This is a genomic window from Candidatus Rhodobacter oscarellae (genome assembly GCF_001078595.1).
GTDB lineage: Bacteria > Pseudomonadota > Alphaproteobacteria > Rhodobacterales > Rhodobacteraceae > Rhodobacter_B > Rhodobacter_B oscarellae.
This window is the reverse complement of sequence record NZ_LFTY01000002.1, coordinates 3,896,725-3,910,842: the sequence shown is the minus strand read 5'-3', so window position 1 is coordinate 3,910,842 and position 14,118 is coordinate 3,896,725. Positions and strand designations below refer to the sequence as shown.

General features: G+C 62.8%; 15 protein-coding genes and 1 pseudogene. 1 reads left to right on the top strand and 15 read right to left on the bottom strand.

Annotation, left to right across the window (positions count from 1 at the left end):
• Positions 1–361: 361 nt before the first annotated feature.
• The 4 genes and pseudogenes from arsC to AIOL_RS26065 all read right to left on the bottom strand — a co-directional run.
• On the bottom strand, positions 362–700 hold the full coding sequence (gene arsC / locus AIOL_RS23440; RefSeq protein ID WP_049645194.1) for an arsenate reductase (glutaredoxin): 339 nt from the start codon (positions 698–700) through the stop codon (positions 362–364).
• On the bottom strand, positions 697–1,746 hold the full coding sequence (locus tag AIOL_RS23435; protein WP_082152762.1) for a quinone-dependent dihydroorotate dehydrogenase: 1,050 nt from the start codon (positions 1,744–1,746) through the stop codon (positions 697–699). Before AIOL_RS23435 ends, arsC begins: the two co-directional genes overlap by 4 nt.
• The gene (locus AIOL_RS26070) at positions 1,743–2,099 is read right to left on the bottom strand and encodes a DUF1330 domain-containing protein (RefSeq protein WP_326973184.1); all 357 of its coding nucleotides are present in this window, start codon (positions 2,097–2,099) and stop codon (positions 1,743–1,745) included. Before AIOL_RS26070 ends, AIOL_RS23435 begins: the two co-directional genes overlap by 4 nt.
• A gap of 72 nt (positions 2,100–2,171) precedes the next feature.
• Positions 2,172–2,504 (bottom strand): annotated as a pseudogene (locus tag AIOL_RS26065) (DUF952 domain-containing protein); the annotation flags it as partial.
• Positions 2,505–2,751: 247 nt separating this feature from the next.
• Here AIOL_RS26065 and AIOL_RS23420 point away from each other — a divergent pair.
• The gene (locus tag AIOL_RS23420; RefSeq protein ID WP_160314559.1) at positions 2,752–3,465 is read left to right on the top strand and encodes a Hint domain-containing protein; all 714 of its coding nucleotides are present in this window, start codon (positions 2,752–2,754) and stop codon (positions 3,463–3,465) included.
• Positions 3,466–3,764: 299 nt separating this feature from the next.
• On the opposite strand, the gene AIOL_RS24690 is transcribed toward AIOL_RS23420, so the two are convergent.
• The 11 genes from AIOL_RS24690 to AIOL_RS23355 form a co-directional block, all read right to left on the bottom strand.
• A protein-coding gene (locus tag AIOL_RS24690; protein WP_152912289.1) for an IS630 family transposase occupies positions 3,765–4,723 on the bottom strand; the annotation gives its coding sequence in 2 pieces (ribosomal slippage) (positions 3,765–4,379 and positions 4,382–4,723; 957 coding nt in all).
• Between the two features lie 100 nt (positions 4,724–4,823).
• A protein-coding gene (locus tag AIOL_RS24685) for an IS630 family transposase (RefSeq protein WP_152912289.1) occupies positions 4,824–5,782 on the bottom strand; the annotation gives its coding sequence in 2 pieces (ribosomal slippage) (positions 4,824–5,438 and positions 5,441–5,782; 957 coding nt in all).
• An 80-nt stretch (positions 5,783–5,862) separates the two neighbouring features.
• On the bottom strand, positions 5,863–8,055 hold the full coding sequence (locus AIOL_RS23395; protein WP_049645191.1) for a 3-hydroxyacyl-CoA dehydrogenase NAD-binding domain-containing protein: 2,193 nt from the start codon (positions 8,053–8,055) through the stop codon (positions 5,863–5,865).
• Positions 8,048–8,536, bottom strand: coding sequence for a hypothetical protein (locus AIOL_RS23390; protein WP_049645190.1), 489 nt, complete (start codon positions 8,534–8,536; stop codon positions 8,048–8,050). Before AIOL_RS23390 ends, AIOL_RS23395 begins: the two co-directional genes overlap by 8 nt.
• Positions 8,537–8,710: 174 nt before the next feature.
• Positions 8,711–9,376 carry a hypothetical protein gene (locus AIOL_RS23385; protein ID WP_049645189.1) on the bottom strand — a complete coding sequence of 222 codons (666 nt, stop codon included), beginning with the start codon at positions 9,374–9,376 and terminating at the stop codon, positions 8,711–8,713.
• 14 nt (positions 9,377–9,390) lie between these two features.
• The gene (locus AIOL_RS23380; RefSeq protein WP_049645188.1) at positions 9,391–9,867 is read right to left on the bottom strand and encodes a cupin domain-containing protein; all 477 of its coding nucleotides are present in this window, start codon (positions 9,865–9,867) and stop codon (positions 9,391–9,393) included.
• Positions 9,868–9,922: 55 nt separating this feature from the next.
• Positions 9,923–11,134 (bottom strand): acetyl-CoA C-acetyltransferase, encoded by a 1,212-nt coding sequence (locus tag AIOL_RS23375; RefSeq protein WP_049645187.1) that lies wholly within the window; start codon positions 11,132–11,134, stop codon positions 9,923–9,925.
• A 72-nt stretch (positions 11,135–11,206) separates the two neighbouring features.
• Positions 11,207–11,842, bottom strand: a complete 636-nt coding sequence (locus AIOL_RS23370) for a glutathione S-transferase family protein (protein ID WP_049645186.1) — start codon at positions 11,840–11,842, stop codon at positions 11,207–11,209.
• Positions 11,843–12,099: 257 nt separating this feature from the next.
• Positions 12,100–13,266, bottom strand: coding sequence for an acyl-CoA dehydrogenase family protein (locus AIOL_RS23365; RefSeq protein ID WP_049645185.1), 1,167 nt, complete (start codon positions 13,264–13,266; stop codon positions 12,100–12,102).
• Complete coding sequence (locus tag AIOL_RS23360) at positions 13,263–13,475, bottom strand: hypothetical protein (protein WP_049645184.1); 213 nt, start codon at positions 13,473–13,475, stop codon at positions 13,263–13,265. The genes AIOL_RS23365 and AIOL_RS23360 overlap by 4 nt, the downstream gene beginning before the upstream one ends.
• Before the next feature lie 147 nt (positions 13,476–13,622).
• Complete coding sequence (locus AIOL_RS23355; RefSeq protein ID WP_152912665.1) at positions 13,623–14,102, bottom strand: hypothetical protein; 480 nt, start codon at positions 14,100–14,102, stop codon at positions 13,623–13,625.
• Positions 14,103–14,118: the final 16 nt, after the last annotated feature.

Sequence of the window (14,118 nt, the reverse complement as noted above, 5' to 3'; positions counted from 1 at the left end):
TTGGGTCGTTGGATGCCCCAGCTTGGCGCGAAGCCCAGCGAGAGTCAAAGTGCATGCTAGGGGAGGTGCCATGGCATTGTGACGGCCGCGTAAAGCTTCGGCGGATTTACGCTCTCGTGGGCGCATCGGGCCTGCTTTGAATGGAATGCGCAATATGGGCCTGAAGCGGTCCTTTGAGCGGGCCAAATCTCTTGCAAGAGATTTGCACTTTCCTTCCAAGGAAAGTGGGCCCGCAAGCGGCAAGGGCGTGCGATTAAGGCATCATTTCGGGGCGCGCCGAAGAAACTCTTGCAAGAGTTTCGCAATTTTCTTGCAAGAAAATTGCGTCGCGCCAATCCCTGCGCCAATCCCAAAAACGCCTTCAGAGGAGCTTTAGAACAGCCTCCGGTGGCCGCCCCAGCGCGGCTTTGCCATTGGCAAACACCACAGGGCGCTCGATCAGCTTGGGATGCTTTGCCATGGCGGCAACGAGGGCGTCCTCGCTGCTCTGCTTTGTCAGCCCGGCGGCCTTGAACTCCGCCTCCCCTGTACGCACCAGCTCAATCGCGGGACGCTGCAAAGCCGCCAGCGCATCGCGCAGCTCTGCCGCGCTGGGCGGGTCCTGAACGTAGAGCCGGATCTCGACCTCGCGCCCCTCAAGGAGCGCCAGGGTTTGGCGCGATTTCGAGCAGCGCGGGTTGTGCCAGATCGTGATCGTCATTTGATGCGCCCTTCTGTTCCGACCGCCTCGGCCACGTTCGCAAACCCGTCCCGCGCCAGCAGTTGGTCCAGCTCTCGCGCGATGCGCGCGCCCAAAGAGACGCCCTCATAGACCATAGCCGTATAAAGCTGCACGGCGGAGGCCCCCGCACGTATCTTGGCATAGGCCTGCTCGGCGGTGCTGATGCCGCCCACCCCGACCAATGGGATCGCGCCCTGTGTCTCGGCATAGAGCCGTGCCAGCACCTGGGTGGATTTCGCAAAGAGCGGCGCGCCAGAGAGCCCGCCTTTCTCCTCAGCCTTCGCGCTGTTCAACCCCGACCGGTCCAGGGTGGTGTTGGTGGCGATGATCGCGTCGACCTTTGACTGGCGTGCGACCGCGGCGATCTCGGCGATCTCCTCGTCCGTCAGGTCCGGCGCGATCTTTAGGAACACCGGCACAGGCCGGGCCAGGGCATCACGCGCCTCCATGACCCCGGCGAGGACGCCCAGAAGGGCGGCGGAGCCCTGCAGGTCGCGCAACCGTTCGGTGTTGGGCGAGGACACGTTCACCGTCGCAAAATCCACATGCGGACCGCAATGGGCGAGCACCTGGGCGAAATCCGCAGCCCGGTCCGCGCTGTCTTTGTTCGCACCAAGGTTCAAGCCCACGGGGATGGCGCGCGGGCGGTGGGCCAGCCGGCCCGCGATGCTCTCCATGCCCTCGTTGTTAAACCCAAAACGGTTGATCGCGGCCCGGTCCTTGGTCAGCCGAAAGAGCCGCGGCTTGGGATTGCCTTGCTGCGCGCGCGGTGTGGCCGCGCCGACCTCTAGCCAGCCAAAGCCCGCGCGGCTGAGCGGCGCGATGGCCGTGGCGTTCTTGTCGAACCCCGCCGCAAGCCCCACCGGGTTAGACAGGACGAGGCCCGCGAGCTGGGTCCGCAGCCTGTCCGAGGTCACCACCCCGGGCAGCGGCGCAAACGGCGTATGCAGCGCCCGCAGCGCCAGACCATGCGCCGTTTCCGGATCAAACGCGCGCAGCACGCGCAAACCAAGCCGCTCAATCATCCGAAGGACGCCCCAGCGTCGTCCGGCGCGCATCTAAGCAGGCGGGACGTGCGCACCGCCGCCTGACGGTGCACCACCGCGGCGCGGTAGCCGGGGTCCGTCACCATCGCCAGGAAGGCATGCGCCGAGGGGTAGCGGGCGATAAAGGCGTGGTCCCAACGCTCGCTGTCGGGGCCAATCAGCACGGATTGGAACTGGCCGCGCCAAAGGATCGAGCCACCTAGCCGTGCCAGGATCGGCGCGGTCTCGCGCCCGTAAGCTGCGTAGGCCTCGGCGCCGGACCGGTTTTCTGCGAAAGAAGAATGGCTCTCTGGGTAGTCCGCATGGTCACGCAAGCGCACCAAGTTCAGCATCTCGATGGGATGGTCCCGGTCGAGCGCCTTGAATTGATCGAACTGCGCGCGGTTCGGGTCGACATGGCCGGCGACCTCCTCGGGGAAGACATGCGCGGCATCCAGCAAAGGCAGAGGCCGGTGCCAGAGTATATCGACCAGCCGCAGCGGGGCGTAGAGATGCGGAAAGAGCGCGCCACCGCGGGAGACCTCCCATTTTAGCGCGTCACCTAGCGCCCCGGGATCCAGGGCGAGCAGCACCAGGTCCCCGGCGCCCGCGAAATGCTTGGCCGCGGTCTCCAGTGCCTGATCAGCCGTGGAGAAATGCACGAAACCGTCGGCGACATCGATGGGCGCCCCCGCGGTCTCGCCCTGGGCGCGCAGTGCGGCCCATTCCGCGACGCGCAGGATTTTGTAGATCAGCATGGGGGGCGTGATGACCTGATCGCCTGGGGTCGTCAAGCTGCGGCGCTGGTTTTTCCAAAGTGGCTTTTGGCCTGGAGCGGTCCTAGCGTTTCGAACGTATTAACAATTGCCCCGCCTTCGGTCGCATTAAAGCTCAAGGCGAGAAAGTGCCCCAATTTAATCCTTTTTGCGTCGAAGAAACGGCGCTCGAATCGAGCGTACTGGCGTCATCGAGCAGTCCAAATCGATAAGCATGGTGGAGTGGCAGATGATTGGACTGAGTAAGGTACTATTCGGCGGAGACCCCCGCGCATATCGGCAAGAGATCGGTGGCGCCTGGGGCCGACAAGCAAAAATTCAAAGCGGCCTGGCCTTTGGCATGGTGGCGGGCACCCGGGTCGCAACGGCGATTGGATGGCGCCCGGTCGAGGCGATCACCGCCGGTGATCTGGTCCTGACCTTTGACCGCGGCCTACAGCCGGTCAAGAGCGTGACCCGCGGGCTGCTATGGGCCGCCGATGAGGTCTGCCCCAAGGCGCTATGGCCGCTGCAGGTTCCAAAGGGTGCGTTGGGCAACGACGAAGAGCTCATCGCCCTGCCCGAGCAGCCGCTCTTGATAGAGAGCGACACGGCGGATCTGCTGTTTGACGACCCCTTCGCGCTGGTGAACGCCGCTGACCTTGAGGGCCTGCGCGGGATCAGCCGCGTGCCCCCGATCGGGAACGTGGAAGTCATGGTCCTACAGTTCGAACGCGACGAGGTGGTGTTCGGCGCCGAGGGCGCACTGGCCTATTGCCCGGCGCATCGCGCGCTGGATGTGGTGGACCTGGACCCCGGCGAGACCAAGAGTTCCGAATACACGGTGCTGGACCACGCGGACGCCCGCCTGCTGGTGGCCTGCCTTGACGAAGAGGAAGGGTTCGCGGTGAACCCTATACCGCCAACCGACCCGGTGGCGCCCAAGGTGGCCGCTGCGCACTGAAGTAAGAGAGATCCAAGGATCGGGCGAGCCTTTCCCCCCAAACCCAGCTCGCCCGTGCGCCGGCCCACCCTGCCGGCAGTTTCATGAAGTCATTTTTGAGAGAGTGACGATTGAACCAAGAGCTGCCCGCGCCACTTCCCCCTTGTCCGGCGCGGGCAGTTTCTTTTTTAGAAGGCTCGGCTCCTCGCGCCCTGGGGCGGTCTCACCGCCCTTACGGGCACACCTAGCCATCGCGAAGACCGCCCGATAGGGCTGGATGAGCAGCTGTTAGAGCGTTTCGACATTAGAGCGTTTCGACATTAGTTTGAGACATATCCAGCGGCCTTGAAGTAGTTCGAGCATTCTTCCGGATCGTACAGGTCACAGATTTCACCGATGGCTTTGAAGACGGATGTGAACGAGCGTGCTCCGATCCGTCGGAGATGGGCCTTGAGCTTCGAGAAAGCTTGTTCAATCGGGTTGAGGTCTGGGGAGTGTGGCGGCAGGTACAGAAACCAGCAGCCATGCGCCTTTAGCGCGGCTGCTGCTTCCTTGTTGCGATGCGTGGCCAGGTTGTCGAGAATCACCACCGTGCCGGGTGTGATTTCGGGCACCAGCACTTCGCGGATGTAGGCGGCAAAAGCAGGACCGTCCATTGCGCCTTTGATGACCCAGGGTGCGATCAGCGCATCATAGCTCAGACCGGCAATCAGTGTCTGCGTCCCCCAACTGCCGAAGGGCGCGTCCATGGTCAGGCGCTCGCCGCGTGACGCCCAGCCCCGTAGCCGCGTGAGGTTCGTCTTCACGGCGGTTTCGTCAATGAAGACAACACGATCCGGTGAGGCCCCGACGGCCGGAATGCGATGAGCAAACCAATCAGCCCGCCGTCGCCTTACCTTGGCATGGCGGCGCTCGGAGGCCACCAACGACTTTTTTTGTGCGTGAAGCCGAGGCGCTTGAGCAACCCCGCAATGGCGGAATGATGGACCGCAACCCCTTCCGCATCAGCGAGTGCATCACGCAGTTCGAATAACGTGATGTCCGGGTCCTGCGTCACCAACTCCCTAAAGAACTCTATATGGTCGGCCAGCTTGCCCGATCCCGCAGGACGTCCCATCAGTGCAACAGTGGCAGCCCCGGTACTCCGGATTCGACCGGCCCATCGAGCGCCAGTGGCGGCAGAAACCTGAAGGCGGCGTGAGGCTTCTCTCCCGGACAGTCCTTCCCTGATCAAACGCGCAAAGCGGTCGCGCAGTTCTGTCGACAATGGTGCTGGCATGATGTGATCCTCCCTATCAAGGTGAATCACAGTTCAAGCTCTGTGGGAATCCAACCGATTCAAACTTTTGTCGAAACGCTTTAGNTAGAGCGTTTCGACATTAGTTTGAGACATATCCAGCGGCCTTGAAGTAGTTCGAGCATTCTTCCGGATCGTACAGGTCACAGATTTCACCGATGGCTTTGAAGACGGATGTGAACGAGCGTGCTCCGATCCGTCGGAGATGGGCCTTGAGCTTCGAGAAAGCTTGTTCAATCGGGTTGAGGTCTGGGGAGTGTGGCGGCAGGTACAGAAACCAGCAGCCATGCGCCTTTAGCGCGGCTGCTGCTTCCTTGTTGCGATGCGTGGCCAGGTTGTCGAGAATCACCACCGTGCCGGGTGTGATTTCGGGCACCAGCACTTCGCGGATGTAGGCGGCAAAAGCAGGACCGTCCATTGCGCCTTTGATGACCCAGGGTGCGATCAGCGCATCATAGCTCAGACCGGCAATCAGTGTCTGCGTCCCCCAACTGCCGAAGGGCGCGTCCATGGTCAGGCGCTCGCCGCGTGACGCCCAGCCCCGTAGCCGCGTGAGGTTCGTCTTCACGGCGGTTTCGTCAATGAAGACAACACGATCCGGTGAGGCCCCGACGGCCGGAATGCGATGAGCAAACCAATCAGCCCGCCGTCGCCTTACCTTGGCATGGCGGCGCTCGGAGGCCACCAACGACTTTTTTTGTGCGTGAAGCCGAGGCGCTTGAGCAACCCCGCAATGGCGGAATGATGGACCGCAACCCCTTCCGCATCAGCGAGTGCATCACGCAGTTCGAATAACGTGATGTCCGGGTCCTGCGTCACCAACTCCCTAAAGAACTCTATATGGTCGGCCAGCTTGCCCGATCCCGCAGGACGTCCCATCAGTGCAACAGTGGCAGCCCCGGTACTCCGGATTCGACCGGCCCATCGAGCGCCAGTGGCGGCAGAAACCTGAAGGCGGCGTGAGGCTTCTCTCCCGGACAGTCCTTCCCTGATCAAACGCGCAAAGCGGTCGCGCAGTTCTGTCGACAATGGTGCTGGCATGATGTGATCCTCCCTATCAAGGTGAATCACAGTTCAAGCTCTGTGGGAATCCAACCGATTCAAACTTTTGTCGAAACGCTTTAGGCGGCGGCTTTCGTCTCGGTAAAGCGCCCATAGAAGCTCTCGCCCTTTGCGGCGATGTCCTTCAGAAGCGCCGGCGCCGCGAAGCGCTTGCCGAATTTGGCCTCAAGACCATCGCAGATCTCCACGGCCTTGGTTGCACCGATCATATCCAGCCAGCTGAGCGGCCCGCCGGACCAGGGCGCAAAGCCCCAGCCCAGGATCGCGCCCACATCGCCCTCGCGGATGTCCAGCAGCACGTCCTCCTCGATCGCGCGCACCGCCTCCAGCACCTGGGCCATCATCAGCCGGTGCTGCACCTCGGTCAGGTCCGGGTGGTCATCCTTGGTGTATTTGTCGCGCAACCCCGGCCAGATACCCGTGCGCTTGCCCTTCTCGTCATAGTCGTAATAGCCCGCCGAGGATTTGCGCCCCATCCGGCCCTGATCGAACAGCCAGAACAGCACCTCATCCGCCGCGCCCGCGTCATAGGCGTCGCCCAACGCCGCCTTGGTCGCCTTGGCGATCTTCACACCCAGGTCAATCGAGGTCTCGTCATTCAGCTGCAGCGGCCCCACCGGGAAGCCCAGCATTTTGGCGGCGTTCTCGACCAAAGCGGGCTCGACCCCCTCGCCGACCATGCGCACGCCCTCATTGATGTAGGGGATGATGCAGCGGTTGGCGTAGAAGAAGCGCGCGTCGTTCACAACGATGGGCGTCTTGCGGATCTGGCGCACGTAATCGAGCGACTTGGCCACCGCGCGGTCGCCGGTCTCGGCGCCCTTGATGATCTCCACCAGCATCATCCGCTCGACGGGCGAGAAGAAGTGGATGCCGATGAACTGCTCGGGGCGGCTCGACGCCTTGGCCAGCTCGGTGATCGGCAAGGTGGAGGTGTTGGAGGCAAAGATGCAATCGGCCGGGATCACGGCCTCGACCTTTTTGGTCATCTCGGCCTTGACCGCGGGGTCCTCGAACACCGCCTCGACGATCAGGTCGCAATCGGCCAGCGCGCTCAGATCCGTGGTGGCGGTGATCCGCGCCAGCATCTGCTCTTTCTTCTCGGGCGTGGCTTTGCGGCGGGCGATGCCCTTGTCCATGTAGGCCTCGGTATAGGCGCGGCCCTTGTCGGCGGCCTCTTGCGTCTGGTCGATCAGCACGACCTCGATCCCCGCCTGCGCAGAGACCAGCGCGATACCTGCGCCCATCATGCCCGCGCCCAGCACGCCGACCTTCTTGACGGTCTCATCGGCCACGTCGGGACGGTTCGCGCCCTTCTCCAGCGCCTCTTTGTTCACAAAGAGCGACCGGATCATCGCCGAGGAGGTCGGGCTCATCAGCACAGAGGTGAAGTGGCGCGCCTCGATCTTCAGCGCGGTCTCGAACGGCACCTGCGCGCCCTCATAGGCCGCCGCCAGCAGGGCCTTGGCCGCGGGGTAGACGCCCTGGGTCTTGCCGTGGACCATGGCCGCGGCCCCCACAAAGGTCATGAAGCCCGAGGGGTGATAGGGCATGCCGCCGGGCATCTTGTAGCCCTTCGCGTCCCAGGGTTTGACGATGTCGGCATCCGTGGCGCCCAGCACCCATTCGCGCGCCGCGGCCATCGGGTCCTCAGAGACCTCGTCGATCAGGCCCGCGGCCTTGGCTTTCTTGGGGTCGGACAGCTTACCTTCGAGCAGGAAGGGCGAGGCCGCCATGGCGCCCAGCTTGCGCACGAGCCGGGTGGTGCCGCCCGCGCCGGGGAAGAGCCCCACAAGGATCTCGGGCAGGCCGATTTTAGCCTTGGGGTTGTCGGCGGCGAAAATCCGGTGGCAGGCCAGCGGGATCTCGAAACCGATGCCCAGCGCGGTGCCCGGCAGCACGCAGGCGATCGGCTTGCCGCCCTTGTTGGTCTTGGGGTCCATGCCCGCGCGCTCGATCTTGCGCAGCCCGTGGTGGCCCGCCATGGTGAAGTCGAACAGAGCCTGGGCGGGATTGTCGCCCGCCTCGGCGCTGATCGAGCCCAGCACGTTGAGGTCCATGCCCCCGGCGAAGTCCTTCTTGCCAGAGGTGATGATGATACCCGTCACCGCCTCATCGGCCAGCGCGTCATCCACCAGGTTGCCCAGCAGGGGCATCGCCTCGCGGCTCATCACGTTCATGGATTTCCCGGGCACGTCCCAGGTGATCACTGCGACGCCATCGTCGCCTTTGGTCATGATAAAGTCAGCCATGGGATTGGTCCTTTTTGTCGGAATTCGGTAAATCGGACGAGCGCGCCGGGCGCGGCTCGAGGGTTTTGTGGAACTGCGCCGAGCCCTCGCTGGCATAGTAAGAGCGCGTCACCGCCCATACGCCGTTGCGGCGATGGATCTCGGTGAACGCAGTCATTTTGTTCTTAAGGAGCTGCTGTGACGAGACGTGCCAGCTTTCGTGGGTGCACAAAATGACGTTTTCATCGCGCGCCTCGATCGAGATCGGTGTGCGAATGGTGTCCGTGATCTGGTTCAGCGCGTAGTAATCAACGAATTCCTGAAAGAGCTGCTTGAGCTCGGAGGTTGTGCGCAAAACGCGATGCCCTTCGAAGGTGCCCGTCTCAAGCGGCAGGTGACAGATCGCAAGGAAGCGTTCAAATGCATTGTCCAGGACGCTGCCTTTTGCCTCTTGCATTAGATGGGCGACGATCGCCTCTGCCTCGGGCTGTTCCAGGGTCATTGCGCGCACAGGCCGCTGGTTGCGGGCGCTGTGCTTAGCTCTGCCAAGCCAGGCAAGGCGCCACGGCGGAGCGTCGGGCCCCGGTATCCCGCAAGAGTTGCGCGCAGAGATCGCTTTGTGCTGGTCGCCCGTGCGAGAAACCTGGGCGCTGATGAGGTATTGGTCAAACATTGCTCAGTCGCCGCTCTCGTCAGAACTCTGACGTATCGACGCCAACCGCCACACTTGGAACCCTGCACTTTGCCCTTCATCTTCCTCTAGGTTTAACTTTTCCTGGCCGCGGCCGATCACAACCGAGGCCGAATCCACGTCACCCGAAAGCACGCGATTCAGCAGATCCGAATCTGGGATGGCATATTGCGAGCACCATACTTGCCAGCCGGCGGTGCCGCGACGCAGTTGCGAATAGACCGCGAAGGCATCCTGGGCGAGACCGCCGTGCGCCAAGACGTAGTTTATATGGCTCGCATGGATGTTATCGGCGCCGTCAAACGCTGCGCTTATGCTACAGCGATGGATCTGGCTGACCCCTAGATCGCGGTAGTATTTGTGCACCGAAAAGAACATGTCCCGCAGCGCCGCCTCGGTGTCTAGGACAATTCGGTTCTCATATGTCTCGACCACGACGGGGATCTCGAAATGACCCACGAACCGGGAAAAGTCTCCGGCGATTAGGGCCGTGCCCGCTTCATTCAAGACATGCTCGACGATTTCCTGGGCCCGGTTCAAGGACGGTGCGCCGCCAAGCGGCCCGGATCCATCGTGAGCCTCAGGCATTCCATGCACCCCGCGCATAGAATACGCGATTTGCCCCGAATACTCGAGCGCCGCAAGCGGCATAGCTAGGTCCAGACTCACTGTCCGCCCTCGCCCCGAATTGGCGACCCGTCACGCCGCGTGAAATTATACTCGCCATCAGTCACACGTACCATCATATCCACATCGCTATAATGTCCAGTTTCTGTGGACGAATGTGTACCGATGACCAAAAATTCGGCGTCTTCTCGGCTGTTGTTCACCAAATGATGCCCGTTAGGGTTGCCTGCGGGGAAAGCCGCACAATCCCCGGGTGATAAAGTGGTCGATCCTTCATCTTCCACCAGCGTGCATGTGCCTTTCGTGACCATTAAGAACTCGTCTTGATTCTCATGCCAATGGCGCTGCGACGCCATTGCGCCTGGCTCCAGCCGCACCAAGTTGGCGCCGAACTGCGTCAGGCCCGCGGCCTTGCCGAGCCGCGTGACGTGACGCTTTTCAAAGCCTGCGTCATACGGCGCGGGGTAGCCCGAGCCGGATTCAGACGGCAACGCGGTGATGTCGATCTTTGGCATCGGGCTTATCTCCTTTGGTCGGGCGCGGCTCGAACAAGCCGCGCCTTCTTTGCGCTTAAACGCGCTCGATGATCGTGGCGGCCCCCATGCCCGAGCCGATGCAAAGCGTGGCCAGCCCGGTCTCTTTGTCGGAGCGCTCCAACTCGTCCAGCAGCGTGCCCAGGATGATCGCGCCGGTGGCCCCCAGCGGGTGGCCCATCGCGATCGAACCGCCATTGACGTTCACCAGGTCGGGGTCGACCTCGAAGGCCTGCATGAAGCGCATCACGACGCTAGCGAAGGCCTCGTTCACCTCAAAGAGGTCGATATCGCTGATGGCCATGCCGCTATCGGCCATGATCTTTTCCGTCACCGGCACGGGGCCCGTGAGCATGATGGTGGGGTCGGTGCCGATCTTGGCGGTGGCCCTGATGCGCGCGCGAGGCTTCAGCCCGTGCTTCTCCCCATAGGCCTTGTTGCCGATGAGGACCGCCGCGGCGCCGTCCACGATGCCCGAGGAGTTGCCCGCGTGGTGGATGTGGTTGATCCGCTCCAGATGCGGGTATTTCATCAGCGCAATGGCGTCGAAGCCGGGCATGGTCTCGCCCAGGTCCTTGAACGAGGGCTTCAGCGCGCCCAGCGCCTGCATGTCGGTGCCGGGGCGCATATACTCGTCATTGTCCAGGATGGTCAGCCCGTTCATGTCCTTGATCGGCACGACCGTTTTGTCGAACCGGCGGTCATCCCAGGCGGCCTTGGCACGGTTCTGGCTGCGCACGGCCAGCTCGTCGGCCATGTCGCGGGTGAAACCATACTCGGTGGCAATGATGTCGCTAGAGATGCCCTGGGGGACGAAGTAGCTCTTCATCGCCACGGTCGGGTCGGCGGCAATGGCGCCGCCATCGGCGCCCATGGGCACCCGGCTCATGCACTCCACACCGCCCGCGATATAGGCGTCGCCAGCCCCGCCGCGTACCTGGTTGGCGGCCATGTTCACGGCCTCCAGGCCAGAGGCGCAGAAGCGGTTGATCGAGACACCGGGGATGCTCTCGTCGAGGTCGCTGGCCAGCACCGCGGTCCGCGCCAGGCAGGCCCCCTGCTCGCCAATCTGGGTGACGTTGCCCCAGATCACGTCCTCGGCGGCGTGCCCGTCCAGATTGTTGCGCGCCTTCAGAGCGTTCAGCATGTCCGCGCTCAGCTTGACCGCGGTCACCTCATGCAGGCTGCCATCCTTGCGTCCCTTCCCGCGGGGCGAGCGCACGGCGTCGTAGATATAGGCTTCTTCCATTTTGGCCTCCTTGGGCGGTCGTTCTTTGTCTCGGGGTCGCTCATCCGCCCTGGCGGGCGTCTGCGCTGTTTCTTAGGCGCGGTCCGCCGGGGAACCGGGCATCAGGTCATACGGGTGCTTCCAGCCCTCCAGGCCCTGGAGGTTCGAAAGCCAACGGTCGATGTTCGGCCAGTCGGCGCGGTCAAAGCCGAACGGCTCTGGGTAGAAAAGATAGCCGCAGCAGGAGATATCCGCATTTGTGACGTTGCGACCGACGATGAATTCCCTGCCGTCAAGATGCGCGTCCAGCACCGTGTAGGCCGCCTTCAGCCGCCCCTGGTTGAAGCCGATCACGTCGGCGCTGCGATGCTGCTCTGGCAGGAAGTTCATCAAGAACCGCGTCATGCCGGCGATCGAGGAGAGCTTGTGGTTGTCCCAGAGCACCCAGCGCAGCACCTCGTATTTCTCCTCCGGCGCGCCGCCGAGCTTGCCGGTTTTGTCGCTGATATACTGCTGGATCACCCCCGATTGCGTCAGCTTCACCTCGCCATCCACCAGCACCGGCGCCTCGCCCATCACGTTCACATCCGCGCGGAATGCCTCGCCGCGGGTCTGCCCGCCGAAGAAGTCCACCTTCACCGGCTCCCAGTCCAGCCCCGACAGCTCCAGCGCCAGCGCCGCCTTGTAGGAGTTCCCGCTTTCGCCGAAGCAGTGCAGTTTGAGGGTCATGTGGTCAGTCTCCGAAGTTGTCGCCCGCGGTTGGGGCTGGATTGCGTATTTTTGACAAGATGAATGCGGAACCTCGTAACCAGAAATTAACGTTAATGCGATCTAAATTGGGGCGCGGTACAGGCTGGCGAGCCGATGACCGCACAAGGTGAAGCCCCGCCTGTGATGCATTTGATGCCCCAGCAGGCGGGGTGGAACTTGTTCCCCTTCATCTTGTCCCAAATACGCAAATTCCGATATCTCTACCCGCGCCGCGCTCACGATTGTTTCCCCGCGAAGCCGCGCGAGATCAGCTCCTTCATGATCTCGTTGGTGCCGCCATAAATCCGCTGCACCCGCGCGTCGGTCCACATCTCGGCCACTGCGTATTCCTGCATGAAGCCGTAGCCGCCATGCAGCTGCAGGCACTCGTCTAGCACCTCGCCCTGGGTGTCGGTCAGCCAGTATTTCGCCATGGCGGCCTTCTCGACGGTCAGCGCGCCTCGAAGGTGTTCCGAGATGCACTCGTTGAGAAAGGCCCGCGCCACGGTGGTCTTGGTCTTGCACTCGGCCAGCTTAAAGCGGGTGTTCTGGAACTGCATGATCGGCCCGCCGAAGGCCTCGCGCTCTTGGCAGTAGGCGATGGTGCGCTCCACCGCGCCCTCCATCGCGCCCACCGCGCCGCAGCCGATGATCAGCCGCTCCTGCGGCAGTTGCTGCATCATCTGATAGAACCCCTGGCCCTCGTCCTGGCCCAGGATGTTCTCGGGCGGGACCTCGACATTGTCGAAGAAGAGCTCTGACGTATCAGCAGCATGGGCGCCGATCTTTTCCAGGTTGCGCCCGCGGCTAAAGCCCTCGGCCCCGTCGGTCTCGACTACCACCAGCGAGGTGCCGCGGGCCTTCTCCTTGGGGTCGGTCTTGGCGGCCACGATGATCAGGTTGGCGTGCTGGCCGTTGGTGATGAAGGTCTTCTGGCCGGTCAGGCGATAGGCGTTGCCGTCCCGAATTGCGCGGGTCTTGATGCTCTGCACATCCGAGCCGCCCGAGGGCTCGGTCATCGCCAGGGCGCCCACCATCTCGCCCGAGACCATCTTGGGCAGCCAGCGCTTCTTTTGCTCCTTGGTGCCGTAGGCGAGGATGTAATGCGCCACGATGCCGGAGTGGATACCGTTGCCCCAGCTGGCCAGGTTGGCGCGCGAGCCCTCCATCAGGATCACCGCCTCGTGGCCGAAATCGCCGCCCGCGCCGCCGTATTCCTCGGGGATCGAGGGGCAGAGAAGCCCCAGCTCACCCGCCTGCTGCCAGGTCGAGCGATCCATCTCGCCCTGCTTGCGCCAGCGCTCGTAATGCGGCTGCCACTCGGCCTCGATGAACTGGCGGGTCATGTCGGCGAGCATCTGGTGCTCGTCGGTCATCCATGTGGTCGGGGTCATGTCGTTCATCGCTTCCGCTCGTCCAGTTCAGCGTTAAAGAGGCGCAGCCGCGCGGTGAGGTTCTCTTCGTTCGTCACCGAGTCGAAATGCTCGAAGAGGAAGGACAGCGCCTCGCCCTCGTCCAGCCCCGCCTCGGAGGCGAAGCGGCGCAACCGGCGATAGCCATCCTCGGTCATGGCGGCGTTGAAGCGGCGCGTCAGACGGAATCGCTTCGGCATGTCTCCTCCCAAATCCTCCGCTCACAAATCCGCCCCGGGGTGCATGCCCGAGGCGGGCCCGTGAGTGGCCCCCTTGCCTTGCGTAAGGGGCCGGCAGGCGCGTCCCCACGCGCCATTCCGTCGTTGCGTATGCGTCACCCCAACACTTTAGGGGTAGCGCTTGTTCCACCAGGCATTAAAGCCCTGAAAATACTCCTTTGGCACAGTAAAGGACTTCTCCACGTCACCGGAGACATTCACCGTGAGCCCATTACGAAGCCCGTGCCTGTAGACATCCATCCCAAAGCCGATCTGGATGTTCACAAATCGCTTCTGCGGCGTGAACTCTGGCTTCGCTCGGACGCCCTCGAAACTCACCGCATCTACCTTGCGCAAGCTCTTGTAAGGCAGGCCGACCAGTCGAAAGTAAGGGCCCTTCGGGCCAACATAGCCCCACATCGCGTAACCAATATTGCCCTTGCCCACATCGCGGAACGTCATCGTGGGCCCCTGCACGACCTTCTGGCGGATTTCCCTGTTATGGATTATCCCGCCGCCATTGGCGATCTCCTGAGCGGTAAAGCTGCGCTGCGCCTGCGTGACGCTCGCGCTGGCCACAAGCGCCAGTATGATTAGCAGAAGTCTCATATTATTCATCTCGCTT